We start from the raw sequence: 23,910 nt of genomic DNA on the forward strand, positions 1-23,910 counted from the left end.
CTTTCATCTTACAAGTGTCTTAAAAGGATTTCCCCATCAGTACCAAAATCTGATTTGCACTGGTTCTTTTTAGCACATAAAATCCGGTCCAGAGGCGGTAGCCATACCACTCAGAGCAAACCCCCAAGGCTTGTGACCCACAAGCCATATCTATCCTCTCCTTTATAGTAATTGTGAATATATGATTTATTCTATGAAATATTTACTAATTTGCTTGTACAACTGCCATTATGTCAGCAAGCACAAAAAAACAGAACCGAAGGTTCTGCATAATCGAATTTAAAATAAAGGTCAATCCCGAACATTTCTAATCTCGTCCATGCTTTTTTTAGCCCTGCTGTTGAGCGATTTCTTGTCTTTTAAGTTATATTGATTCAGCTCATGTCCTGGGTCAATGATTAATGGTTTTGAAATAACATCTTCTAGCATCTTATAGGTAAGTTGATAAGCCGTATGCCTTATTTCTCTAGAAACTACCTTTTTTAAAGATTTAATTAAATCCATCAGTTTTTCGGCGTACATAAGCTTAACGATACTATCGGCTCCCATAATATGGCGCGAAGCAAAGGCAATCACATTGTCAAGAATTCGAGAATCCTGATAATATTTGGCTAGTGACTCTAAACTTGTGATCGCTTCCCAGTCTCTTATCGATAGATGATTCGTGTAGTTATCGATCCATTCGTTGTACCAGTCAATTTCAATTTGACTTTCAATTTCGTATGTCTTATATTCTTCGAAAACACCATCACGATGCATTTGAAAAAAATGCCCTCGATACAAATCGAATAATTCTTTGGCTCTCAGCTGCTGCTCCTCCAAGAAACTCACCACTTTTATTATATATTCTTTGCAAAATCACAATGATGGAAACAGCGTCATAAGCGCTAAAGCACCTTCGTGTTCTGGTGCTAATTCTAAGGTATTACGAGCAAAATCCCTAGCTGCAGCATCTTCACCGACCTCGTAATAGCAAATAGCCATCTCATAAAGCACCGAGGCGTCATTCCTGTACTCATTGTTGGTCCGCTCGAAGAATAGCAAAGCATCCTTGAACATATCCATTTGATACAATAACATAGCGCAGTCCAAAGCTAAGTCACGGTTTAACTCCATCGGATAATACCCATCCCACATCAGAAGTATACCTTGTCGAATGTCCGATAATTCTTCTTCATCACACGTGGGAATCAGATTCGAGAGGCGCTTCGCGCTTTGGAGGAACAATTGCGCATCATACCCACCCAAACGCCAAAAAGCTAAGAGTTGGTTAATTTCCATGAGATCCAAATGCGAATCAAACCATTCTTTGATACTGAAAAAATCATCTGGACCAAAACGCTCGACAAACCGTCTATAGGCTAAGCGTGTAAGACCATAACTGTGCGGATTTGGCACCATAAGCATACACCCTATGTTCAAATGGTTATAGGGATGTGATGTGAATAAGCTCATGGCACCCTTTTGCTCAAAGACATACCCAATGGCATGATAATTGGCTGTCAGGGAAAAGCTTCCATGATGAATCAACTTTGGAGGTTCGTTATATTCCCAGTTCTCAATTCGATGATCACCTTTATCCGCAGTGAGCAGGAGAAATCCCTCTTGCGAGAGCCGACCAAGTCGTTCCAAACATTGCAGACCAACTGCCGGAAAGAGGATATGGGAATCCTCCAGCTTCTGCGAATACAACCCTACAACCTCTCGATAAGGGTACGATTCCTGTTCATATTCATCTGCTCTTCGATAATGATACTCGGGAATGACGTTCTTCAGCATATCTGCAGCACTGCTTTCGGCATCACCTTCTGGGAAGTGCAAAGAAACCATACATTCATAAATTTTGTTTTCGTCTACATAGATCAGCTCTTGCGGAATACTGTCAAAAAAGTAATTCGCTATGACCAGCAGAGGCTGCTGCAAGTCACCCGTCCTAATTCGATCACCAGATTGCGTCAAATGAAGCTCGGTACCGTGCACAGCATCAAATTGTGCAAAGTCCAGAACCCCTTGTTCCACAAAGGGAAGTAAGCTGCGGTGCTGCTGCCAAAAAGCGATATTCTTGAACGCCAGATCACTCATCACATATCGAAATGGAGGAAGTACTATCCCTGAATAATCCCTCAGCTCACATAGTTCCTTTACGATATGATAGGCTAACCTGCCCGAACCCGCTCCAAGCTCCAGTATCGTGACCGGCTCCAACGTGTATCCAAGCCTCGCTCTATCTTGAAGAAACCCAAATACGATCTCGGCATAGGCAACCGCAATACTTGGGTTACTAGTTATGTACTGTGGAACATCCTCACTTTGCCATGCACCAATTCCCTGTTCTTCATAATAAGTTCGCTGAAGCTCCCATATGGGTGCTTCACTGAAACGATAAATCTTCTGATCCCTATGTGTCATCGACTTGAACCTACTTTACTCCATTTTTATGAAAAAACAACTCCCATCTTACCACAAAGTGCCTCCTAATCAAAAATAGAAAGACAGTTCCCTATTTCAGGTTAACTACCTTTCTACCTTGTTAAGAAAATTGTTTTCATTTATTAAAGAGAATGCAATTCTTGATATGTTGAATGTTGTAATGAAGCTTTTTCTCATCGGCCGTGATTAGTTCCGCAAATGGAAGGTCCAGCTTCTGAAGCAAGCCAATCTTGTTCGCATGTAAACCTGAGTCTAAACAGACGATTTGTCCTTCCAATTCTTTAAGCAATTGTTCAAAAGTATTCGGGAGCAGAGCAAAAGATGGATCAGGTGAACTAAGTGTTAATTGACTTAGTACTTGTGAATAGGGAGTCTGATTATTTTGATATGGACTAATCCATTTTAGATGAAACAAAGGAATGTACATAATCTGATAAAGAGGCGAATGAAACACCAAGTAGTCTTGAGAAATATGTCTCACATAACCGTGTATTGTCTGATTATTGGAGATATAAATTTCTACGAATCGATCGACCGCACTGCTTAAGATTTGGTGGTAGGTGATTTCTCCCGTTTGCAAAGTGAGGTCAGGTGGAGAGTCCGTGATCGATTTGTCTAAGTTTAGTGTGATATTTCTAATATGAGCAATAGGAAGATATAAATACTTCTTTTCCATGTAAATGACGATGATATCTGGTCCTACATCGATTAGGTAGCCAATTTTATCCCCATCCCCAATCAACTCAATCTGTACCATCTTACCAATATACGAATTGAAAAACATCATGGTTGATAACCTCCTTATCTCGTTTTTATTTTAAAAAATCCAGTAAACCCAAAAGGCGAGACATATCAATGTGAATATTAATGCAGGGGGTATTGTTATAAACGTGACTTTACAGTAATCCTTCCAACTTATTTTCACTTTATGCTGTTTAAGGATATGAAGCCAAATTAGCGAAGCTAGCGTTCCGATAGGCAGTAGTAAAGCCCCTAGATCACTACCAACTACACTGGCTAAGTAGGTTACTTTTAAAGTTAGTGGGTCTAGCTCCATACCGGTTAACGTTAGTGTTCCAATCATTAATGCAGGGTGATTGTTTACTAACGTAGAAAGAAGTGTAACTAGTGCTCCCATTAGCAAGCTCCCATTTAATAAGTCGCCTGAAACTAATGGTTTAAAGGTACTAACAAGCATATGAGTTAGGCCAATATTATTTAATCCAAATATGATAACGTACATCCCAAAAGCAAACACGAGGATATGCCATGGTGTCTTCTTTACCATATCGACTGGAGATATTTTGAGATAAATCCAGCGCCATGCAAGTAGAACAGTTGAACCTAGCACGGCTACGATACTTACAGGTATACCGTAATAGGAGGCAATAAATAGACTTACCCGAACCATGAACACGAACAGTAATATATTTCTCATGAATTTTGTTCGATCTTTAATGGCAGGCAGCGTGCTTGGAAGTTTAACGTTGTTTAAAGGATGATTTCTCGGTCCTATCGCGTTTATTGGTAATTTCTTTGGAAGAATGCGATAGAAACAGAGGAATAATAGTAACAAAAATACAATTAACCCCAACGTAGAGGGTATAAACATCATTAATGTGTGCATATATAAGTCCATTCCGACAATTTTGAGCGCAATAAGATTAACAATATTACTAACTCCTATAGGAGCGCTAGAAGCCGTAGCGATTAGCGCACCGGAAAGTAAGTAAGGTATTTTCTGGTGATTTTTTAACCCTAGTTTCTCTAGAACGATGAGTAATATGGGCGTTGTTATCATAATACTGCCATCATTGTTGAAGAATAGCGTCATTAAAAAACAAAGTAGATTAACATACCAGAATAGACGGATCCCTGATCCTTTGGCTCTTGCCATTAAACCTTCAGCCGCCCATTGGAAGAAACCAAAGCTTTCTAATACAATCGCCATGACAATAGTAGCCATAATCGTGATAGCAGCGTCACTGATGGTATCTGTAATTTGGAGTAAATCAGCGAAAGAAACACTTCCGCTTAGAAGGACAAGGATAGCACCTGCCGTTGCAGGGATCGCTTCGTTCATATCTTTAGGACGCCAAAGAATTAGGATAACAGTCATCACAAATGCAGCTATCGTAAGGGTTACCGTGGCGGAACCAATCATAAATTTTCACCCCGCTTTTAGAAAAAGTCATCTTACTGTCATTCTGAATCTTATGTGTCATGCGTCTATTCTCTTGATGTAGGAAATTTCCGGTATACTCAGATCTACGGAAGATACAGTTTCATAAACGACTTCTACTTCGGGCTGTAAAGGCGGTTTAAGTAAAAAGAAAAGTAGAATCCCTGCAAATATAATGATAAACATGACGACCATTGTCATCCCCTCCCTTCTACCATCTACCACCATCTATCATTAGTAGATACTGATACTGTATGTATACGGGACCTGTACTCATCTTGCTATAAACGGTTACCCCCCTCTTTCAAATATTCCACTCTTGTCTAGTAAAAGAGGAAATAAACAACAAAAAAACCAAATGCTATAGAGCATTTGGTTGGCTAAAGCTTTTCCATTTCTTGCTTAATAATTTCCCGCCTTTCCTTAATGTAGTTCATAATGAATTCAGGCTCACCTCTAAATTCCGAATAGGGCCACTTACGATTATGATCATACAGCATATAAGGGGCTATCGTACCGTGTAAATGTGCTATCATCGGGGATATCTGTTTCCTTGTAAACGATGTACGAAGAATGGATGCAAGAATTTGTTTATAACGCAGCCTAACACTCTTGAAACTCATCAGTTTTTCGGTCAAGCCATTGTAGCCCTTAATTCGTACCAAATCACTGCCGCATGCTTTCCCATAGCAATTTCTCCCCCAAGTGCCTTCGTAATCCCAGGGTATGATACGGTATAATTTGGTAGGCTTATGACGATAGATCGCATAATTTTGATCAAATCCATCAAAGTTTCCGGTGAAAACAGCTCCTGCTAACCATCGCAAATAATTATCAATATCCAAATGGGATTGCAAGTATTGAGCTAATGGCTTCCCAGACAGTTTATTGATCTTAGAAATGAATGCGCTCAGTTCTTTTCTTTCGGTGCTTAAGCCCATGATTTGCTCGTACCCTTCAAACAACGACTTCTTATTCCTTTTTGTTTCAGGGTGAAACAGTTCAAAATTGGCATCATCATCCACAGCATAGAATAGGGATTGCGCACTAATCCTCCTTTTCCTGAAGAAGTTTTTATCAACGGCTTCTAATTCTAAATAAACCCCCAGACTCTCTCCATTTAGCTTCAATTCAAAATGCTTCGTTTGTGGACTAGGCACACCAATTCGTTGAAAAAATCGAAATGAGAGCGCATTTCGTATCATTGAAGGATCGTCATACTCCGCATTCAGATGGTAAGTCTTACCTCCGTACACAATTTCATACGATTTCTTCATATACTCTCGCGTGTGGCCCCCCCGATAACGGACCTTAAGAGGAACACTTTTCCCATTACTAATAAGTACACCGTTTACGAATTGCTTGCTCCAAACATCTTCATTCAACTTTCTAAGCTGCTGATCCTGGATTACGATATGTCGAGTCGGTATCATGGCACACCGCCTTTTTACATAATAAAAAGCCTATCTATAGTAGATAGACTTTCATTCTAGATTAATTTATTCGTGATTATGAACGATTGCCACGGCTCTTGTTACCTCTTGTTTTGTTTCCACGAGACTTGTTGCCTCTTGTTTTGTTTCCACCAGATTTGTTTCCACCTGTTTTATTGCCTCTTGTTTTGTTTCCACCAGATTTGATGCCTCTTGTTTTGTCATTCTTTTGGGCATTTGTTTTTTCAGTTTTCGTGCCTCTTGTTTTTTCATTCTTTTGGGCATTTGTTTTTTCAGTATTCATGCCTCTTGTTTTTTCATTTTTTTGAGCATTTGTTTTTTCAGTATTCGTGCCTCTTGTTTTTTCATTTTTTTGAGCATTTGTTTTTTCAGTATTGGTGCCTCTTGTTCTGTCGCTTTTGTTGCCTCTTGTTTTGTCACTTTTGTTACCTCTTGTTTTATTACTTTTGTTACCTCTTGATTTGTCGCAATTACATTTGTTAGATACTATAACTTCCATCTTTTAAAACCTCCTTATAGTTTATAGTGCAGTCTATGATAGGAGATTTGAATTGGATAGAGATATTGGTTGATATAGAAAAATTAATTAATAGTAGATTCGTTCTCTTGGTGGAATTAATGCAAAAATAGATTCTAATCTAGTACCTCATCTCTAACGGATACATATACTTATAATACAAATGAGCAGCAATGACATTGGTACAGGAGGTGAACACAAACTAGTATCCGCTGCTTATATTCAAAATAAACCACATTCTTGAGAGGGGAAATGACAAAATGAGTTTAAACTATTTAGGTTCATTAATCGGTACTGAGGTTAAAATCAATCGTGGAGGTCCTGACTCTATCGTTGGTAGATTACTTTCTGTCCATCATGATTACTTAGTAATCCGTATGAATGATGGAACAATTGTATACATTCAATTACAGCATATCAAAAGCATTAGTAGTACAAACAGTAATGCTAGCAGGGGTAACAAAAGTAACAAAAGTAACAAAAGCAACAAAAGTAACAGAAGTAACAGAAGTAACAGAACTCACCAACGTTTTGAACATGCGTATACCTTTGAAGGTCTCTTGGGTCAATTGAGATACACGAATGTTCAAATCAACCGTGGTGGCCCTGAAAAAGTTGAAGGACTTCTCGTACATTCCGGGGATAACATCATACTGATTGTGGTAAATAATGAAATCGTCCGTATTCCAATCTTCCATGTTAAAAGTATTAATGCCCTTAACAAAAATAAAAGCAATGGCAACAAATCCAATAGCTCCAATAAAAACAATAAAAGCAACAAAAGCAACAAAGCAACCGCTGCACAAATCGTTGCGATTAAACTTATGTTACAAAAATACCGCTCTCGTTAAATTTAGTAGAACTTGCTATATGATACCCATATCCTATAACCCCAATCTCGTCGCAGGCGCGCTGATTGCTACGGCATTCAGCGCGCCATTTGGGGTTATTTATGTACTATTACATTAAGGATAAAGCAATTCTACTAGATTGAAAGGAGGTGCAAACTGTGGAAACTATGACTAATCTAATTGATAAGCAAGTAGAGCTATCGTTATCGGGGATCCAACAACCCTTAAAGGGAGTTCTGCTTGAAGTTGGCAGTGATCTTATCGTGATCTTCAATGAATTTCACTTTTACTATATTCCAATCATCCATTTACAATATTTAAAGCTCGATACCTATGCAAGCTCATCATCCATTGACCCACCTACGGAATATCCTTTTGATCTTCAGTCTGCCTCAATCTCTTATCGAAAGATGTTGATGAGCGCTAAAGGAATGTTCGTTGAAATATATATCACAGGCAATCAAAGCATACATGGTTACTTGACCCATATCATGAATGATTATTTTGCCTTCCACTCCCCTGTGTTTCATACGATTTTCATTTCGATGAAGCACGTCAAATATGTGATCCCTTACCATCCTAATACGACACCTTACTCGATGAAAATGGAGCATTTTCTCGTCCAACCTTCTCAAGTTACGTTTTCACGGACGTTTGATCAACAGTTGAAAAAGCTGGAAAGCCAGTTTGTAGTTCTGGATCTTGGAGAAAATCCCAGCAAAATTGGGGTCCTTCATACAGCGGACCATCCATTTCTCGAGCTTCATACAGCTACCGGGAAATCGATATTGCATAGTGAGCATGTGAAAACGATTCATTTACCTTCTGTTCGCAAAGGCGACAATTGGGGAGGACGCATTTTCTAACGTTGACGTCCAGTTTGGACGTCATTTTGCTTTGTTGTGGCAAATGGGCCTTCTGGGCATACACTAAGACATAAACTTCGAGAGGAAGACCATGATGACCTATAATTATGAGAACCTGCCGCAACCACTCCAATCTTGGACATTTCAGCATCCTAACCAACCCCCAGTTCCCCATCCCGTATGGCCTTACATCGCTCAGGCTCCTTGGGCTCAGGATTTAGAACATGAGTTCCGTGAAAGAGATCAGCCTCTCACTTTTGTTCTGGTTCATGGCTCGTGGGCAGATGCAAGCTTTTGGTCGGGGATTGCTGCTGAATTACGCAAAAAAGGCCATACCGTCTATGTTCCTGAATTCCCAGGACATGGCGCTGACCCTAACAAGGCTGCTACACATGCGATGATGACAAAATCCATCGCCGATTACGTAACATCTCACAATTTAAAGAATATTATTTTGGTTGGACATAGCTTTGGAGGCAGTTTAGTTCAAAAAGTAGCAGAACTTATTCCCGATCGTCTGAAAAGACTCGTATTCATGAACGCATTTGTACTTAAAGATGGTGGATCGCTTGCCGATGAGTTTCCTCCCTCTATGAAAGCAATGTTCAAGCAGCTCGTAGAAAGCTCAAAGGACAATACAGTATTGCTTCCGTTTCCTCTTTTCAGAGAATCCTTTGCCAATCTAGCAAGTTATGCGCAAGCTCAACAGCTCTATAAAAAAGTCACACCTGAACCTGCCGGGCCCTTATTTGAAAAGTTTGACTTGAAGAAATTCTACAGCTTGCAAGTACCCAAAAGCTATGTCCATCTGATGGAAGACACGGCCATACCACTTGGCAATCCAGAATATGGCTGGCATCCGCATATGTCAAGCCGATTGGGTTTATATCGATTTATTCAAGCTCATGGTGATCATATGTCAACAGCACAATTCGAGCCTAAACTTATTGCACGAAAGATTTATGAAGCGTCTAGAGACTAACAAGCTATCAGAATTTGATAAGTATTTAATAATTCATCCAACTCACCAGATAATCGCAATATGAACTCAGACCGGAGCTCGTACATGTTTCCCGCATGGTTAAGCTCACCCCTTTTAGCTTCTATTTTCTTCTCTGTTTCAATTAACGGGTCCATTGTGCATGACCTCCAATGAATAGTCTATTATTTATATATTTTATACAAATATTGTTAAGAAAATATAAGTTTTACAAAGCAAACTACGAAAGCGCTGTTGTCGAAGAGACAACATGCGCTTTTTTTGTTTAAGTACAAGTTGGCTGACTTTTTTGCTTAGGATTTGAACGCAACCAGTTCAACATATCGTCAATTGTATGCACCGGTACAATAAGCAGCCCGGGTGCTCCTCGTCTTGCTTCTGACTCATTCAGAGATGGAACAAAGAATACATCGGCATCCGTTCTGCTGACACTATAGGCTTTCTGCTCTAACCCTCCAACAGGACCGATCGAACCATCAGGCTCCATGGTACCCGTGCCTGCAACACGATTGCCATAAGTAACACCGCAAGGTGTAAGCTGATCAATCAATGTTAGTGCCAATACCGCCCCATGCGAGGGTCCCCCCTCATGCAGTAAATAGTTATGATATTTCACCGGCTCTGGAATATCATATTGCATCTCATTCGCCACTTGAATGCCGAAGGCAGCACGACTCGGGTCGTCCGGATTTACTCGAGTCTTAACCGAAAGACTAACTTGCTTTCCGCCGCGAAGTACCAATACCTTCACCTGATCCCCGGGCTTGGTCAATTTCATGCGGGCTGTCAGCTCTTGAACTGTTGTAACGCTATAATCATTTACTTCCTTGATCACATCGCTTAGCTGCAAGATGCCAGTGCCAGGACTATCTTTCAGAATAGCCGTGATACGAACACCGTGTGAGGTGATTCCCTTGCCTTTACCTACTTTCTGAAAAGCAATAGCACTTCCCGCGGCGTTCGCATCCGCCTTCATTGTACGTACTTCTTGGTTGTACTCTCCCAAAGACATACCAAGGTTCTTCGGTTCAAAGGTATACTTAGCAAAAAGCTTCGCATATAGCCAATCGATCGGGAATGCTGGCCGCTCAAAGACGAGCACACCCGAAATATCTCCATGAGCTTTTCCCTCATTTGCCTGTGCGTAGCGATTCATATTTAAGGTCAATCCTGGGTAAGTGACCATGGAATTCGTCGGCCAGAACATCACAAGCATTAGTAACAAAGTGGATATAAACAAAGTTATACTCTGAACAGGCATCTTGCGACGCATCCGTTCATGGAAAAATAAATCTATAAACACTAGTAACCAAGTTATTAGAAAAGTACTCACCGAAATTTCAATCTTTTTCGGAATTGTGAGCAAGATGATTACACTCACCAAGGAAGCAACGATTAACGCAATACTTCGAACACGACCCCAGGCATTTCCTTGCGAGAACATTTGCCATAGTGCGCCAGCCATCCAAAGAAAAGGAATCAAGGCAAGCACATAGATCAGTAGATCAATCGCATCTATCCAATAAATCCTTGTACCCAATCGCAAGGGATCTGGCAGCCAAATTAATTCCCCAGTAACAGCTAATATCAGAGCCAAAACCATACCCAAGTAGTAAAGTGTTTGCCAGCGTGCCATCCCTCAAACATCCCCTATTTCACCGAATCGTAAATGTACGCCATTCATGAACGCACAGCTTTAATAATAACGTTTAATCCAAAGATCAACAATTGAAGTCGATTATCTAATTAAAAATAGCAGACACCCAAATCATAAGGTATCTGCTGCTTTTAACTAAGTTAACTCGTTCATATAGTTCACAACTTCATCATAAGAGAGCTTACCTCCGAAAATATCTAAGGCACTCCCAATGGTAATATCAAGCTTTCCGCCCGACAACTCTTTGAATAGCTCAATATCCGCGAATGATCTTGCCCCTCCTGCGTAGGTAGTAGGAATTACAACCCAATCTGCCAACGTACTGACCAGGCTTTGCTGAATCCCGCTCTGTTTGCCCTCTACATCAACAGCGTGAATCAGAAACTCATCACAATATTGTTCTAGAAACCGAATATTTTCTTTATTCAATTCAAAGTTACTCAATTGCTTCCATTGGTTGGTAGCTACGAACCATTTGCCATCCTTCTCTTTACAGCTGAGATCTATGACCAAATTGTTTTTACCTACCTCAGCTACGATTTGTTTAAGATTATCCATATTCAACTGCCCGTCGCGGAAAATATAGGAGGTCACAACGACGTGTGAAGCACCTTGCTCAAGATAATAGCTAGCATTCTCCGCATGAATACCACCGCCAATTTGCAAACCGCCGGGATACTCACGTAGCGCGTTAACGGCTTCATCCTTATTCCCGTCACCGAGCATGATGACATGTCCTCCAAGTAAATGATCCCTTTTGAACATCGCGGCATAATAGGTTGAGTCATAAGAGGAAACAAAATTTTCAATGATTTCCTTACCCTCCATACTTAATGTCTCACCTACGATTTGTTTAACTTTACCGTTGTGTAAATCGATACAAGGTCTAAATTTCACGAAAATACCCCCACTAGATACAATTGCTGCTAAGATCAATTTTCCATCAATTATAGCACAAATAGCCCTCTAATGTTGCTCACAATGTCACCGCCATGTTATCGTTATTTGGTTAATACTTCCAATCCCGAGTGGAGTTGAACAATCAAATGAATCTATCCGATAGAACCTACAAGAATTTTCTCCCGCACTCCTTGAAACTAATTGTCTTGTTTATTAGCTTGTACGGGTTAACTTTTGCGTTAGCAGCCCTATCCTATCCTATTTTTTCAAGTGTTCCTTATGACAGATCTATCACGAAGTCAGGCTTATATTATGGCCTTCTCTTTTCCATAGTACCTTATTTTTCAATAGGGTACTGGGTTCGGAATCAGCCTTACACGGGCAAAATCTTTGCCTCGTTCTCCCTACTTTTCATTTTATTCATGGAAAAAGTTGTTTTCATTTATATACTCGGAATTTTTGACACTCTTCCATCACACGGTCATAACTTGTTACTACAGAGCGGATTTAACTTAGCTTGTGAAGAACTTCCTTTCTACTGTCATCCGATGATCTACCTTGTATTCGGAACACTTTTAGCAGCAGCTTCCTATTTGACAGCATTCCTCGTGAAAGAAAACCCCATCCATAGATGAGGTTTTCTTGATTTATATCTATATGATTTACTTTTTATTGAATCCTTCTTCTTCCAGATACTCTTGAACTTCTTCATAGGTTTCGAAAGCGCAGTCTAGATTGCTGCCAGCATAGATATACCATAAATCTTCAACGAAAGTAACGACCAAAAGATGGCCGTCTTCATCTATCCAGTGCTCTTCTTGTTGTTCTGTATCCATCTTTGGAAGCTTCTTGGATGTCTTACCCGTTAAAGAATGAATCGACTTCTCGATAATGTCGCGCAGCTCTTCTGCGCTGAAATCGCGGATATTGATTAACCCTTTGTTGTCCGTCGCATATCCTTTGATATATTCAGCGTAAACAAATCCATTTCCGTTTGGGTGCAGGTGATAAACAACGGTCTTCTTATCATAAGCACTGTCTTCATAATGAAAATTGATCCGTCCAAGTGATACATTTTTCCGCTCTAACTCGGGAAAAGATTCCACGATTGCTAATTTTTCTTCTAAACTAAGCATACAAGCCTCCGTAATTTACTCAATAACTTGAATTTTAAACACGTTCTCCAATTTTCCATCGGATCTTTTTTTCAAAGGCACTTTAATGTCTCTTCCGAGTTCTTTGAAAAAAGTTTCAACATCACATTGTACATTGGAAAGGATAACTTTGAATGAACCGTCTTCGACAATGTTCTGATTAGCTTCTGCAAGGACCTTAACATCTACCGCGTATTTCTTCGTTAACGTGTTGATGTATCGGCTGAAAATTTCAATTAATTCCTCATTGTTAAAATTTTCAATAACCAGTTTTCCCTTGTTCGTAAAATTTAAATGAACGTTCACTTTTAAATGTCCCCTTTTCCTTTAAACCGTTTATTTTCTTGTGGGTAAAAACATGCTGACCGTCTGGTTCTTCCTCATTGAAAAGGATCCAATCCCTTGTTGGCATCGTTGGCTTTACATCGATCAAATAATGCTTCTCTTCTATTTTACTTGTTTTTATGGGTATGAAGCAATACAAAAGCCAAATTCATTTTTAAAAATAAAAAGAAGCAGGTCATTCCCTGCCTCATCTTGTCTTATATTGTATAATTATAACACACTTTTATGAATTCTAAGCAAAAAGGATGGAATCCCAATGGCCTTTGGCATAAAAAGAGAAGAACTTCAACAATGGAAGGCTGCCGTTAGCCGCGGCGAGATTGCCTTTTTGACTCATTACTGGCTGGATAAACGCTTTGTTGGTATTCGAACCGTCACGAAGGTGGGCTGTTCAGATTTGGATCGGTTATCCAAATGGTGTGTATCACATGGACTGAACCCGCAATATATTCACTATAGTCCTTCCTATCCGCACTTCGACCTCTTCGGCCCCATGCAAAAGCGAATATTAGAACTCGAGAATAAATGGGAGCAGATCGAGAGATTCAAACTCTAAAAAATGTAAAACTACTTATTACCGCTTCGCATGTTCAAATCGATGAATGCCAAAATCAGTGAGCGTTGAAGCAAGAATGGCTTCTCGGAGTTTAGTTAATCTCGGTGTAAATCTTACTTCAATATTTAATGCCATTAATTGATCTAATAAATGACTAATGGGCTGCATGTCCAAAGGTCTGACCGTTTGCTGAGAAATGAAATAACCTGCGGTTTCGTCAAACCGTTCAAAGCCTTCCCTTGCAAATGTATACCGATACATGGTTGTCTGACTGATCTGTGAATACCAATCGTTCTCCATCACCATGACCGTGTCTGAGGAACTTACTCCAAAAAATGTTCGCTCATCCTCTTCACTCATCATTACTGACCTCTTGTATACAATGCGCGGACAATTCCGTGGAACGTAAAAAGTAAAGGCATGCTCAGGGTCAATTGCCCATACAACCGGAGGCATATCAGTACGATTTGCCTTTACTCTTGGTATGAATACCTCAATATCGGGCTCATGGCTAAAATGATATAATTCCATCGGATCACCTCTTCATGATCCATAATTCTAGAAGCATGTTGAAATACCTTTATCTAACATTAAGTCTCGTATACATAAATAAACCTTATGCTATACTAAATATTTGTAAACACTAAATTGTAAATTTGGAGAACCTGCCATGATCCCAAAACTTAAGATTACGTTTGTCCTCATTCTTTGTGTCCTTTCATTTGTATGCTTCTCTCTAGTTGCTTCCCTCATTCAGGGCCAATGGATCGCGCAATTCGATCACAAAGTAATTAGTCTCATTCAAGGAATGGAATCGCCTGGACTCACCCTACTCATGAAAGTATTCACTTTCATTGGTTCAACCCCAATAGTAGTCGTCATTGCCCTTTCTGCCATACTTTTTCTTTATTTCGTTCTACATCATCGTTTTGAGCTCATTTTCTTTATTTCCATAGTTGCAGGTACTGGCATTATTAATCTGCTCCTTAAATTGTATTTTGCTCGTCAAAGACCCGACTTGCATAGACTTATACAAGAAACTGGGTATAGCTTTCCAAGTGGACACTCCATGGAAGCCTTCGCGCTTTACGCGTCTCTTGCCTTTCTACTTTGGCGGCATCTCTCTACGAGAATCGGGAGAAGTATTATCATCATACTCTGTGTCCTTATGATCATCCTAATCGGTATGAGTCGGATTTATCTTGGGGTTCATTACCCTAGTGATGTCATTGGCGGATACTTGGCAAGCGGGGTCTATTTCACATTAGGAGTATGGCTCTTTCAATGGTATAAAGAGTATCGAGCTTACAATAAGAAAGTAAAGCAATTAAGCTCCTAACCGAACAATATCAGCTGCGGAGGTAAATGGGCTAAGTATCCTTGATAATTTGCCTCAATCTCGTTTCAAATCGACTTATGAAGTCTATCGAATACTCGCCTATTGCTGCTATTTGATCACGGACAAGCCCTGGAAAGTCGGAATGATGGATATCTAGATCATCATCAAGTTCATTATACCAGGGCAATAAATTCATTTTGATTACTAATACACGTCTTTTCACCTTCGGATTCCACCTTTACAACGCCATATTAAAGTTTATTCGCATCTCGCTGTTTGTGTCCTAGTTGAATAAGCCAATTATAGTAGTGTTAATCCCCATTTCTTCTATTTCCTATGTATTAGCCCCACTGAAGATAGGGCTAGATTCATTGAATAAACTTCATCGGTTTAATAGAAACTTAGCATATCGTAACGGTGTCTCATACGTATTTTTAAAAGTCTGATGCATTTTCAATTGCTTGAATTCATACCTCTGATCTCTTCCATTCACTTCAATAAGCTTAATTCCCCCATCATCGTCAACGCCAACATCCAATCCGACATCTGCTATGGTTGGAATTCGCTCACTTAGATTTTCAACTATCATCAAAGAAACTTGCTCAACAGCAGCCTTCATTCGGTAAGGATCAAAGCCGCTAGCCCGAAACAACTCTTCACAACGTCTAGCTTCTCCGCCTTTAGCCAGATTCGTAACATGTCTACCTGATGCAGCAACTTTGCCTGCAATTCCTGTTATCTGCCACTTCCCTTTATCTCCGCGCTGGGCAGAAATCCTTAGATCATACGGTCGACCATGATACGTTGCCAAAGATATCGCTTGTTGGATGAGATAGCTTTGTGTTCCAACCTTTTCATGGATAAAAGCTTGTGCTTTCTTTACACTTAGCATTTTCGGTTCGTTATTACTCCAACAAAGCTGCCAATCCTCGTCTCCCTTCTGAGTGATTTTAATCACTCCTTTACCAATACTGCTATTCGTTGGTTTAATGTAAAGTGACGAAAATCTTTCCATAGCGTCTACCAATTGTTCTCGTGAGTAGGCCATAGATTCAGGAAGATACTCTCGAATTGATTTGTTTGTCGTTAATAATTTGTGAATTCGAAGTTTATCATGGCGATTTTGCCCATTGAATACAATACTTGAATTGGAAAGAAGCGCTAATTGCTTTTGTAAATACGGTGTTAGCGTCATTGCACGGTTATGAGTGACTTTAGGAATAGGCAGCCTAATAAGTCGATACTTTTTATTTTCATAGCATAAACCTAGAGCTGACTTCTCACTAATATGCTGGAGGCACATGTAGAAAGGTGTCATTCCGAGATTTTCAGCGGCTTTATTGTAAAGATCGATTCGCTCATATCCAGTCTGCTTCCTGTGAATGCCTAAATAAGTTCTTCGGTCTAGAAGAATTCCAACCACACTGCGCACGTCATCACCTTCGTCTAATAGGATCATCTTTTACACTGTATGCAGTCAGAGTTCACCTGGTCCAAATAGCTGTAAAAAAGAGCCGCACATGGCAGCTCTCCGTTTTAAACTATTGCTCCTAATACATGTAAACCATCATTTCCTCATCATAACCCTGACCCTCATATTCCAAAGCATTACGTTCAACCCCATACGACTCAAAGCCTAATTTGCGGTAGAGGGCAAGAGCTGCTCCGTTCGTGGTTACCACACAAAGGGTCACTTGCTTCAAACCTTCAAGTTGCTTGCCTCTAAGAATCACTTCTACCATTAGCTGTTTCGCAATCCCTTGCCCGCGGTAGTTCTCCGATACGTATACACCCCAAATAAAGGCTTTATGCTTCAGTTTTAGACTTTGTTCTCGTTTAAATCCTACTGTCCCGATAAGCTGACCTTCTGTTGTAAAAGCACCCAATATATAATTGCCGCTGTCTTGACCAATTCGTTTATCCACTTCTTCCATTGGCAGTAAGACCGATTCTTCATAAGCAGCACCGAATGCAGCAGGGTGTTTTTGCAGTGCCTCAAGCCGCAGCGCCCAATAGCCCTTGGCTTCTTCTACTCGGATATTTCTGATGTCGATTTTATCACTACTCATATATTCACCATCCTATACTTTCAAACCAGAGACCCTGTTGTTTCTTCTCTAAAGCAAGCCGTATATAGTTAACCATATTGTCTGGAAGCTCCTTCAAATGGAACCACTTCAATTGCTCGCACTTCTCTGGCTCTTTATTCGTAATCTCACCCTGCCAGCTATGTACGTTTAGAAAGAAGTCCACCCATTCCGACGTCGTATTCTTGCGATGCATAACACCGATGATTTCAATATCTGTAGGCTTGATGACAACCCCAGCTTCTTCTTCCGCTTCTCTTATTGCAGCTGCGATAACCTCTTCACCGCCATCCATCCTGCCTGCAACAACGCTCCAATTGCCGTCTTGAAACCCGGTATTTTGTCTCTTCAATAATAAAACTTCTTCGTTTCTATAAAACAATACGTGCACGGAGCCATATAAAATAGGTGTTCTCAAAATGATCCTCCTTGATTCGCATATCCTTATCATGTTTCCTTTAAATCCCACTAACGAATAACTAATTTTAACAAATTGCACTTTGTATTGTAAATTGTTAAGCAAAAAAAAGGGAGCCAAATAGCCCCCTCAAATGTTTCTTATTCATTAACATTCAGACTCTGATAGGACAAAGCAACATCCAATTGGCCATCATCGTTTGGTAACATCGCGATATCAACTTTCCCGTTTCCATCGAAATCAGCAACTGTTAAACGTCCATTCACTCGGCCCCATGGTCCAAAAACTGAGAGCAGCTTATATTCATTCTCCGTTGTTTGTAGATACACACGGTTCGTTAAATTTTTGGTGTCGGTGCGTAAAATATCTTCCTTGCCATCTCCGTTAAAATCACCGAACTGGACGCCGCCAAGCTCATCAGGAATGTTCAGTGAAACCTTATTCAGCTTCCATTGCATGTTCGCTGTATCCAATTCAAATTCCACACCTTGGGAGGTATTCTCTTTAAACAAAAACAAGCGTTGACTGTCTTCATTTCGCAAATTCCTCACAATTAAATCCCTTGAAGAATTGGACCTGAACGTGTATGGCTTAATTTCTTTAACCTTCCCACCATGCATATAAACACCTAGAAGTTGACTTCGATCTTTCGATTGACCGGCAAGGATACAGTCCCCATTAGGCTGACGCAATTCATACAAATCGTACCAACGTTTAGCCGGGATCGTCCAACTTTGTTGTCGCGTGAATGTAGTTCCATTTGAAGAGTAACTCTCGAGCTTGCCGGAAGGTTGAACAACCCAAAGCCCTTTTTTATTCCGATCATTCATCCCATTAAGTGTAAATGATGAGCCATCTGCATACGGCAAGGACATCCAAACCTGTGGTACAGGTTGGTTTTCATTGCGTAATCCTGTGTACTGAGCTTGAATGACCGACAGATTAGAGGTCTTTTTATCCCATGTCACAATATCATCTTGATTCCTGCCTGTTACGTTGCCAATTTGTACGAGCGTAGATTTCGCGCTGCCAACCTTCAGACTCACAGATGGTGCAAAGGGGACGTAATCATGAATGGAATAGAACGGATAACCCTTCATATGAATTTGTGTGATTAGCCTTTGTAACACACTTTTATTCTCACCAGCGTATTGATATTGCGGTATACCGTCCTTCCATATCTGTTCACCCCAATCATCCACAACCGGCACGAGATGACTGAACTCCAAAAAAGGATGATAGAAAAAGGAGTTAATTCGCTCTGTTTTCCCCATTTGATTAAGAATAAACTTCTCATCTTTGCCACTTGGTATATACGAAAGAGTTGTCGGTACGAATACATTGCCAAACGACGTATTTCCAAAGCCCTTATTTTGAGCATTCTTGTATTGAGCTGCAGGCGGGTTGGAATCGATCGTAACATCTGGTTGATAAAAGAGGCCAAAATAGGAACGAAACACCTTATCCTGTTCTGGCGTTGTATGATAATGCGGCGCTTCCCAGAAATGAGGCGATAAATTCGCAAGGCGAAAACGCCGATAACCTTCCTTCACACGCTGTTCCGCAAAAGCAGTAGTCGCTGTTTCAGGCATATCAATCACATTAAATTCGTTGCCTTGACCTGAGGCTTGATGTCCATCCTCACGATAAACATTTCCTACCTGATGGGTATAACCATGCATGCCGATAGATCCGCCGTGCTCCACAGCGTCTCTTAGAACTCGATCAAAAGCTTGAATATAGTCATTATCCAATTGATCGATAGCACGATCATAACGTGTACCGTCTTGACTAATATTGATCCAACGCGGGACGACCGCCATACTGTAGTGAACATGCTGCTGATGTAGATAATCAAAGACGGCTCTCAGCTTTCCGAGCCCTTCAGGTGTACTATAATAGCCACCAGGACCTATGTCCTCTAACCGAAGCATCATGAATCGCGGATTATTGTCGGCTCCTTCAACGGTAATGATGTGATATAAACCGATGTATAAGCTTAACGAAACGATGCCTGCTATCACATACCGCATCCAACTGTTTTTCTGTAATAAGATCCTCAACATGCAAACTCCCCCCAAGGATGCTGGATCATTTTTCTAAACCAAGCGATTCACAAACACTTTAGGTCTATTGGACTATATCCATGAAAAATTGTCTATTATAAGTTATTACGATAATTTTTGGTATTATAAATTGAAGTGCTTATACCAAATGCCTGCATACTCAGGTACCACATGCCAATTATTTACCCTTACTTGATTTCCAAAATCCTCTCCAAAGAAATACGAGGTTAACTGTACAGCCTCATTCACATCTTTGAACTTATAATCAGTAGCTAACGAGGTGTGCTCAAAGCCATATTCGGTTTCTAACAAATGATAATAGGGTGCCAAATAATCATATCTCGTCGGTTCCGCAAACCCCGTTCCCAAAGTCTCCAGAATAATCACCGTACCGCCTGGTCTAAGAATGCGTCTAATTTCAGACATCATTTGTTTCAAATTTTTCTCCCAATCCACATGATTCGAGCTAGCCAGATAACATAAGCTCCACCCTGCTACGACGAGATCCTTGCTAGCGTCATCAATTGGCAGTGCTCTATGGTCAGAAACAATCGTTCGCCAGTTACTATTAGAAGATAATGTAGTTAACTTTTTTTCTAACACTCTCAGCATGGCCTTGGAACTATCCAGACACCAAAGCGAATTGGCTTCCGCGGCCAGAAACATAGAAAACCTTCCTGTCCCTGCCCCTAAGTCCACCACATCCAATTGCTCATAAGGCCTTATCTCATGAATCACCTTTGCTAAATTGGGTTGCTTACTAATTAATAGGTCGTATGTTTCTGTGTTATCTTGATAAATGTTATGATCTCGAGACATACTGATTCCTCCTTCAAGTTTTTCTAAGAATAAACCTTAACCTTAGGTTAAGGTCAAGCATTAGAAGGAGTTTTGAGAAGGGATAGGCATTGAATACGTTTACAATAATGACTTTAGAAATACACTCCAATCTTATCACGCTGTGCATGTTTTGAAAATAAAAAAGGATGCGCTTTCAGGTTTGACTCAGTGGGACTGAAGTGCTACAATTCAAGCAAATTTGGTTGCAAATCATGATTGGAGGGAATGCTCCTGCATCATTTTAAACATAAATGGCAATGGACGATTTTGGTCTGGATCATTCTTGGGCTGTTCGTGTTTCCTTTGACACCGCCAATTTCACATCACTATTCTACTGATACCGATATACTCGTTCTATCCAATACGACCCATGTCTTAACCGTTCAAGATCAACCGCCTACCAGAGAAACAATACGAGCTAACGAAGACCAGATTCAGAGACACGAAGATTATGACAAACAATATGAGATGACCGTATTTGTCGTTTTTATTGTTTTTATATTATCTAAAATATGGGAGAGATTAAAAGGTATCTTATTAGCTTTTCTTAAATTCATATCGGGTTACACGGGCCTCATTCCTTCATTTTTCATTAGAACCCAACGAAATGAAATTTGGAAAAGAGGAACCCATCATGTCAAACTTATCAGCTGGAGCTGAACAAGCACGCTCCCAACATCAAAAAATAACCCGCATTAAATTTATACGTAGAATTTTTTTCATGATCGTCGGATCTGCCTTATTTTCTATTGGTTTAGAAATTTTCTTAGTCCCCAACAATATTATTGATGGCGGCGTTGTAGGGATTTCAATCATCCTCTCTCATTTGACAAAAATCCCATTAGGCGTATTTCTCGTTATTTTGAATTTACCCTTCTTACTTTTAGGTTATAAACAAATCGGCAAAACATTTGCCATTTCTACCTTGTTCTCTGTTGTCCTTATGTCCATAGGAACCTCCCTACTGCATCCGGTACAAGCGATTACGATTGATCCTTTGCTGGCCGCAGTTTTCGGTGGAATCATACTTGGTATCGGTGTAGGATTAGTAATTCGCTCAGGCGGTTCGCTCGATGGAACAGAAATTGTAGCCATTGTATTTAGTAAAAAATCGCCATTCTCGGTCGGCGAAATCGTGATGTTTTTCAACTTCTTTATTCTCGCAAGCGCAGGCTTTGTCTTTGGTTGGGATCATGCGATGTACTCGCTCATTGCGTATTACATTGCTTTCAAAATGATTGATATCACCATCGAAGGCCTGGATCAATCCAAAGCTGTATGGATTATCAGCGATGAATCCGAAAAAATTGGGGAAACTATAACGTTCCGACTTGGCCGCGGCGTGACTTACCTTAAGGGCGAAGGCGCATTTACAGGGGATGAAAAAAAAGTGATCTTCAGCGTCATCACTCGTCTAGAAGAAGCCAAGCTGAAGTCCATCTTGGACGAATTGGATCCCAAAGCTTTCCTCGCCATTGGTAATATCCATGATGTAAAAGGCGGAAGATTTAAAAAGAAAGATATTCATTAAAGGGAAATGACAAAGAAGAGGTTAAACAGAGCTTTCTGTTTAACCTCTTCTTTGATTTTTTGCACGATTGGACTATGGCCTTAAAGAGGATATAGCCGGATTTGGCATTACTGAGCTGCCAAAAGTAACAATGCGAGCAATGTAAAACCAAGGTTGCCTCTAGGTCTCAGGTTGATGCAAAAAGTGCAGCAAATTTTGTCCAAACCGGGAATTTCGCGAGAGAACCTGCAAAAAGTGCAGCTAATTCGAAGTATTTAGCCCATTTCGGCTTGAAATATGGAAATTGGATGTACCAAATGCATATAAACTCCTCAATATATAAAAAAATCTGAGATTTGCTGCACATTTTGCATCTTGTTGGTTGATGTCTCTCCATTTTGTTGCAAATCATCCTATATGAACTCACTTAGTTGCATTAATTACTTGGAGTAGCTAATTCTGTACATCTTTGTCCCAAGCGTTGAGCGAAGTGGTGCATATCCTATAATAGCCGGAGTAACTGCTGTGGTAGAAGGACTCTGCCGTAGCCAGGGGAAACGCATAAATCAACAAATCAACAAGTTACCCTTGTTTCCTTACAGCATCATCACCCACGCGTCCTAGTTCCAGTAGTTCCTCAGATCAACTTTCTGGCCAAGCTTTGCACTTTCGAGTGCGCCAAGGACCATCGCCATGCTCTTGATGTTGTCGCGGCAGTCCGTCTCCGCGCGGCGGCCTTCTTCCAGCGCCGCGAACATCTCGTCCAGACAGCCGGCGTGGCCACTGCGGCCGGGCCAGTTCACATCCGCGTCCACTCTCGTGTAGTCGCGGATGAACTTGCCGGCTTGATCGCCGGCGGCGACGATCTCGGCGGACGGTGCGCCGCTTCCGTCCCAGAGAGCGGTGCCCTGCTCGCCGGTCACACGCCAAGCCGCCTCCCATGAGGTCGGCGCCCCTTCCGCGCACCAGGAGCCGCGGTAACAGAACACAGTGCCGTCTGACATCTCATAGATGCAGATGGCAGAGGCATTTCCGGCGTACCACGAGCCGGGCGGGTTGAATTCCTGGCAGTACACCGAAACGGGGTCTGCCCCAGTAATAAACCGAGCCTGATCGAAAGTATGGATCGCCATGTCTAGAATAAGCGGGCTTTCCATCGCCTCGCGAAAGCCCCCAAAATGCGGCCCCAAGAAGAAATCGGCGCCGACATAACCAACGCGGCCGATCGTGCCCGCGTTAATGATCTCCCGCAGCGCGCGGATGTTCGCGTCGTAGCGACGGTTCTGCATGACGGAGAAGGATCTTCCCGTCCGCTCCGCCAGCTGCACTAGCTCCCGCGCTTCCGCCATTGTGGCGGCCATCGGCTTCTCACCGAAGATGTCACATCCAAGCCGGAGTGCTGTACCGCACACCTGGAAATGGCTGGACGGAATCGTGATGTCCAGCACCAGATTAGCACCGCTTTCCTGAATAGCTTGCTCCAGATTGGTATATACGCCGCAGGTAAGACCATGGCGGTCAGCCATGGCTTGTGCGAATTCCGTCTTAATATCAACAAGCGCGACAATGTCGCTATCCTCACGTTTTAACATATACTCGACCCATACATTCGCCATACTGCCGCAACCAACGACCACGATGTGATACTTACTCATCTCGCACATTCCTCCAATATCATCCCTAAATTGCGTATAGCTGCCTTATTACGCTTTATTTTATCCCTTTTCTTTGGGATATT

At 41.1% G+C, this 23,910-nt stretch carries 26 protein-coding genes; 7 read left to right on the forward strand and 19 right to left on the reverse strand.

The annotated features are described in order from the left end of the window. Positions 1 to 291: 291 nt before the first annotated feature. From GC098_RS22575 to GC098_RS22605, 7 genes are all read right to left on the reverse strand, one after another. The gene (locus tag GC098_RS22575; protein WP_171645474.1) at positions 292 to 822 is read right to left on the reverse strand and encodes a hypothetical protein; all 531 of its coding nucleotides are present in this window, start codon (positions 820 to 822) and stop codon (positions 292 to 294) included. Between the two features lie 36 nt (positions 823 to 858). Next, positions 859 to 2,409, reverse strand: coding sequence for an SAM-dependent methyltransferase (locus GC098_RS22580; RefSeq protein WP_171645475.1), 1,551 nt, complete (start codon positions 2,407 to 2,409; stop codon positions 859 to 861). Between the two features lie 136 nt (positions 2,410 to 2,545). Further along, positions 2,546 to 3,217: a YwrJ family protein gene (locus tag GC098_RS22585; protein WP_171645476.1), complete on the reverse strand. Its 672-nt coding sequence runs from the start codon at positions 3,215 to 3,217 to the stop codon at positions 2,546 to 2,548. Positions 3,218 to 3,247: 30 nt separating this feature from the next. Beyond that, complete coding sequence (locus GC098_RS22590; protein ID WP_171645477.1) at positions 3,248 to 4,594, reverse strand: arsenic transporter; 1,347 nt, start codon at positions 4,592 to 4,594, stop codon at positions 3,248 to 3,250. A gap of 57 nt (positions 4,595 to 4,651) precedes the next feature. Continuing rightward, positions 4,652 to 4,807, reverse strand: a complete 156-nt coding sequence (locus tag GC098_RS22595; RefSeq protein WP_171645478.1) for a hypothetical protein — start codon at positions 4,805 to 4,807, stop codon at positions 4,652 to 4,654. 185 nt (positions 4,808 to 4,992) lie between these two features. Further along, positions 4,993 to 6,045: a CotH kinase family protein gene (locus GC098_RS22600; RefSeq protein WP_171645479.1), complete on the reverse strand. Its 1,053-nt coding sequence runs from the start codon at positions 6,043 to 6,045 to the stop codon at positions 4,993 to 4,995. Positions 6,046 to 6,121: 76 nt separating this feature from the next. After that, positions 6,122 to 6,565: a hypothetical protein gene (locus GC098_RS22605; protein ID WP_171645480.1), complete on the reverse strand. Its 444-nt coding sequence runs from the start codon at positions 6,563 to 6,565 to the stop codon at positions 6,122 to 6,124. A gap of 278 nt (positions 6,566 to 6,843) precedes the next feature. Here GC098_RS22605 and GC098_RS22610 point away from each other — a divergent pair, with 278 nt between their 5' ends. The 3 genes from GC098_RS22610 (at position 6,844) to GC098_RS22620 (ending at position 9,282) form a co-directional block, all read left to right on the forward strand. Then, positions 6,844 to 7,434 carry a DUF2642 domain-containing protein gene (locus GC098_RS22610; RefSeq protein WP_171645481.1) on the forward strand — a complete coding sequence of 197 codons (591 nt, stop codon included), beginning with the start codon at positions 6,844 to 6,846 and terminating at the stop codon, positions 7,432 to 7,434. Positions 7,435 to 7,601: 167 nt separating this feature from the next. Beyond that, complete coding sequence (locus GC098_RS22615; protein ID WP_216625394.1) at positions 7,602 to 8,300, forward strand: YwrJ family protein; 699 nt, start codon at positions 7,602 to 7,604, stop codon at positions 8,298 to 8,300. Between the two features lie 91 nt (positions 8,301 to 8,391). Next, positions 8,392 to 9,282 (forward strand): alpha/beta fold hydrolase, encoded by an 891-nt coding sequence (locus GC098_RS22620; RefSeq protein WP_246358843.1) that lies wholly within the window; start codon positions 8,392 to 8,394, stop codon positions 9,280 to 9,282. Here GC098_RS22620 and GC098_RS41685 read toward each other — a convergent pair. The 5 genes from GC098_RS41685 to GC098_RS22645 form a co-directional block, all read right to left on the reverse strand. Further along, entirely contained in the window at positions 9,279 to 9,437 is a 159-nt protein-coding gene (locus GC098_RS41685; RefSeq protein WP_171645483.1) for an aspartyl-phosphate phosphatase Spo0E family protein, read from the reverse strand. The two genes, GC098_RS22620 and GC098_RS41685, sit on opposite strands and share 4 nt — an antisense overlap. Positions 9,438 to 9,565: 128 nt before the next feature. Beyond that, entirely contained in the window at positions 9,566 to 10,936 is a 1,371-nt protein-coding gene (locus tag GC098_RS22630; protein ID WP_171645484.1) for a PDZ domain-containing protein, read from the reverse strand. A gap of 156 nt (positions 10,937 to 11,092) precedes the next feature. Continuing rightward, positions 11,093 to 11,854, reverse strand: coding sequence for a phosphoribosylformimino-5-aminoimidazole carboxamide ribotide isomerase (gene hisA, locus GC098_RS22635; protein WP_171645485.1), 762 nt, complete (start codon positions 11,852 to 11,854; stop codon positions 11,093 to 11,095). A 665-nt stretch (positions 11,855 to 12,519) separates the two neighbouring features. Beyond that, positions 12,520 to 12,993 (reverse strand): hypothetical protein, encoded by a 474-nt coding sequence (locus GC098_RS22640; RefSeq protein WP_171645486.1) that lies wholly within the window; start codon positions 12,991 to 12,993, stop codon positions 12,520 to 12,522. Between the two features lie 15 nt (positions 12,994 to 13,008). Next, on the reverse strand, positions 13,009 to 13,317 hold the full coding sequence (locus tag GC098_RS22645; protein WP_029198301.1) for a hypothetical protein: 309 nt from the start codon (positions 13,315 to 13,317) through the stop codon (positions 13,009 to 13,011). A gap of 295 nt (positions 13,318 to 13,612) precedes the next feature. On the opposite strand from GC098_RS22645, the gene GC098_RS22650 reads away from it, so the two are divergent. Then, positions 13,613 to 13,912 (forward strand): hypothetical protein, encoded by a 300-nt coding sequence (locus GC098_RS22650; RefSeq protein WP_171645487.1) that lies wholly within the window; start codon positions 13,613 to 13,615, stop codon positions 13,910 to 13,912. An 18-nt stretch (positions 13,913 to 13,930) separates the two neighbouring features. Here the strand turns inward: GC098_RS22650 and GC098_RS22655 are convergent, their stop codons facing one another. Then, on the reverse strand, positions 13,931 to 14,443 hold the full coding sequence (locus tag GC098_RS22655; protein ID WP_171645488.1) for a DUF6886 family protein: 513 nt from the start codon (positions 14,441 to 14,443) through the stop codon (positions 13,931 to 13,933). 139 nt (positions 14,444 to 14,582) lie between these two features. Between GC098_RS22655 and GC098_RS22660 the strand changes: the two genes are divergently transcribed. Further along, a complete protein-coding gene (locus GC098_RS22660; protein WP_171645489.1) occupies positions 14,583 to 15,251 on the forward strand; it encodes a phosphatase PAP2 family protein in 669 nt (222 codons plus the stop codon). Between the two features lie 382 nt (positions 15,252 to 15,633). Here the strand turns inward: GC098_RS22660 and GC098_RS22665 are convergent, their stop codons facing one another. The 5 genes from GC098_RS22665 to GC098_RS22685 form a co-directional block, all read right to left on the reverse strand. Beyond that, positions 15,634 to 16,710 (reverse strand): YheC/YheD family endospore coat-associated protein, encoded by a 1,077-nt coding sequence (locus GC098_RS22665; RefSeq protein WP_171645490.1) that lies wholly within the window; start codon positions 16,708 to 16,710, stop codon positions 15,634 to 15,636. A gap of 91 nt (positions 16,711 to 16,801) precedes the next feature. Then, positions 16,802 to 17,320 carry a GNAT family N-acetyltransferase gene (locus GC098_RS22670; RefSeq protein ID WP_171645491.1) on the reverse strand — a complete coding sequence of 173 codons (519 nt, stop codon included), beginning with the start codon at positions 17,318 to 17,320 and terminating at the stop codon, positions 16,802 to 16,804. 4 nt (positions 17,321 to 17,324) lie between these two features. Next, positions 17,325 to 17,756 (reverse strand): NUDIX domain-containing protein, encoded by a 432-nt coding sequence (locus GC098_RS22675; protein ID WP_060647890.1) that lies wholly within the window; start codon positions 17,754 to 17,756, stop codon positions 17,325 to 17,327. 140 nt (positions 17,757 to 17,896) lie between these two features. Continuing rightward, the gene (locus GC098_RS22680) at positions 17,897 to 19,822 is read right to left on the reverse strand and encodes a DUF2334 domain-containing protein (protein ID WP_171645492.1); all 1,926 of its coding nucleotides are present in this window, start codon (positions 19,820 to 19,822) and stop codon (positions 17,897 to 17,899) included. A 123-nt stretch (positions 19,823 to 19,945) separates the two neighbouring features. Next, positions 19,946 to 20,641, reverse strand: coding sequence for a class I SAM-dependent methyltransferase (locus GC098_RS22685; RefSeq protein ID WP_171645493.1), 696 nt, complete (start codon positions 20,639 to 20,641; stop codon positions 19,946 to 19,948). 237 nt (positions 20,642 to 20,878) lie between these two features. Between GC098_RS22685 and GC098_RS22690 the strand changes: the two genes are divergently transcribed. Beyond that, the gene (locus GC098_RS22690) at positions 20,879 to 21,322 is read left to right on the forward strand and encodes a hypothetical protein (protein ID WP_171645494.1); all 444 of its coding nucleotides are present in this window, start codon (positions 20,879 to 20,881) and stop codon (positions 21,320 to 21,322) included. Continuing rightward, the gene (locus GC098_RS22695) at positions 21,297 to 22,193 is read left to right on the forward strand and encodes a YitT family protein (RefSeq protein WP_171645495.1); all 897 of its coding nucleotides are present in this window, start codon (positions 21,297 to 21,299) and stop codon (positions 22,191 to 22,193) included. The genes GC098_RS22690 and GC098_RS22695 overlap by 26 nt, the downstream gene beginning before the upstream one ends. Positions 22,194 to 22,792: 599 nt before the next feature. Here GC098_RS22695 and GC098_RS22700 read toward each other — a convergent pair. Beyond that, positions 22,793 to 23,827, reverse strand: a complete 1,035-nt coding sequence (locus GC098_RS22700; RefSeq protein ID WP_171645496.1) for a Gfo/Idh/MocA family protein — start codon at positions 23,825 to 23,827, stop codon at positions 22,793 to 22,795. Positions 23,828 to 23,910: the final 83 nt, after the last annotated feature.

This window comes from Paenibacillus phytorum (genome assembly GCF_013141715.1).
Lineage (GTDB): Bacteria > Bacillota > Bacilli > Paenibacillales > NBRC-103111 > Paenibacillus_E > Paenibacillus_E phytorum.

Bases quoted from the DNA above. Each gene is read 5' to 3' on its own strand.
- GC098_RS22700 (WP_171645496.1), bottom strand. From the start codon at position 23,827: ATGAGTAAGTATCACATCGTGGTCGTTGGTTGCGGCAGTATGGCGAAT.
- GC098_RS22660 (WP_171645489.1), top strand. From the start codon at position 14,583: ATGATCCCAAAACTTAAGATTACGTTTGTCCTCATTCTTTGTGTCCTT.
- GC098_RS22650 (WP_171645487.1), top strand. From the start codon at position 13,613: ATGGCCTTTGGCATAAAAAGAGAAGAACTTCAACAATGGAAGGCTGCC.
- GC098_RS22685 (WP_171645493.1), bottom strand. From the start codon at position 20,641: ATGTCTCGAGATCATAACATTTATCAAGATAACACAGAAACATACGAC.
- GC098_RS22655 (WP_171645488.1), bottom strand. From the start codon at position 14,443: ATGGAATTATATCATTTTAGCCATGAGCCCGATATTGAGGTATTCATA.
- GC098_RS22665 (WP_171645490.1), bottom strand. From the start codon at position 16,710: ATGATCCTATTAGACGAAGGTGATGACGTGCGCAGTGTGGTTGGAATT.
- GC098_RS22630 (WP_171645484.1), bottom strand. From the start codon at position 10,936: ATGGCACGCTGGCAAACACTTTACTACTTGGGTATGGTTTTGGCTCTG.
- GC098_RS22615 (WP_216625394.1), top strand. From the start codon at position 7,602: ATGACTAATCTAATTGATAAGCAAGTAGAGCTATCGTTATCGGGGATC.
- GC098_RS22580 (WP_171645475.1), bottom strand. From the start codon at position 2,409: ATGACACATAGGGATCAGAAGATTTATCGTTTCAGTGAAGCACCCATA.
- GC098_RS22640 (WP_171645486.1), bottom strand. From the start codon at position 12,993: ATGCTTAGTTTAGAAGAAAAATTAGCAATCGTGGAATCTTTTCCCGAG.
- GC098_RS22670 (WP_171645491.1), bottom strand. From the start codon at position 17,320: ATGAGTAGTGATAAAATCGACATCAGAAATATCCGAGTAGAAGAAGCC.
- GC098_RS22590 (WP_171645477.1), bottom strand. From the start codon at position 4,594: ATGATTGGTTCCGCCACGGTAACCCTTACGATAGCTGCATTTGTGATG.
- GC098_RS22585 (WP_171645476.1), bottom strand. From the start codon at position 3,217: ATGATGTTTTTCAATTCGTATATTGGTAAGATGGTACAGATTGAGTTG.
- GC098_RS22595 (WP_171645478.1), bottom strand. From the start codon at position 4,807: ATGGTCGTCATGTTTATCATTATATTTGCAGGGATTCTACTTTTCTTT.
- GC098_RS22695 (WP_171645495.1), top strand. From the start codon at position 21,297: ATGTCAAACTTATCAGCTGGAGCTGAACAAGCACGCTCCCAACATCAA.
- GC098_RS22620 (WP_246358843.1), top strand. From the start codon at position 8,392: ATGATGACCTATAATTATGAGAACCTGCCGCAACCACTCCAATCTTGG.
- GC098_RS22600 (WP_171645479.1), bottom strand. From the start codon at position 6,045: ATGATACCGACTCGACATATCGTAATCCAGGATCAGCAGCTTAGAAAG.
- GC098_RS22610 (WP_171645481.1), top strand. From the start codon at position 6,844: ATGAGTTTAAACTATTTAGGTTCATTAATCGGTACTGAGGTTAAAATC.
- GC098_RS41685 (WP_171645483.1), bottom strand. From the start codon at position 9,437: ATGGACCCGTTAATTGAAACAGAGAAGAAAATAGAAGCTAAAAGGGGT.
- GC098_RS22605 (WP_171645480.1), bottom strand. From the start codon at position 6,565: ATGGAAGTTATAGTATCTAACAAATGTAATTGCGACAAATCAAGAGGT.
- GC098_RS22680 (WP_171645492.1), bottom strand. From the start codon at position 19,822: ATGTTGAGGATCTTATTACAGAAAAACAGTTGGATGCGGTATGTGATA.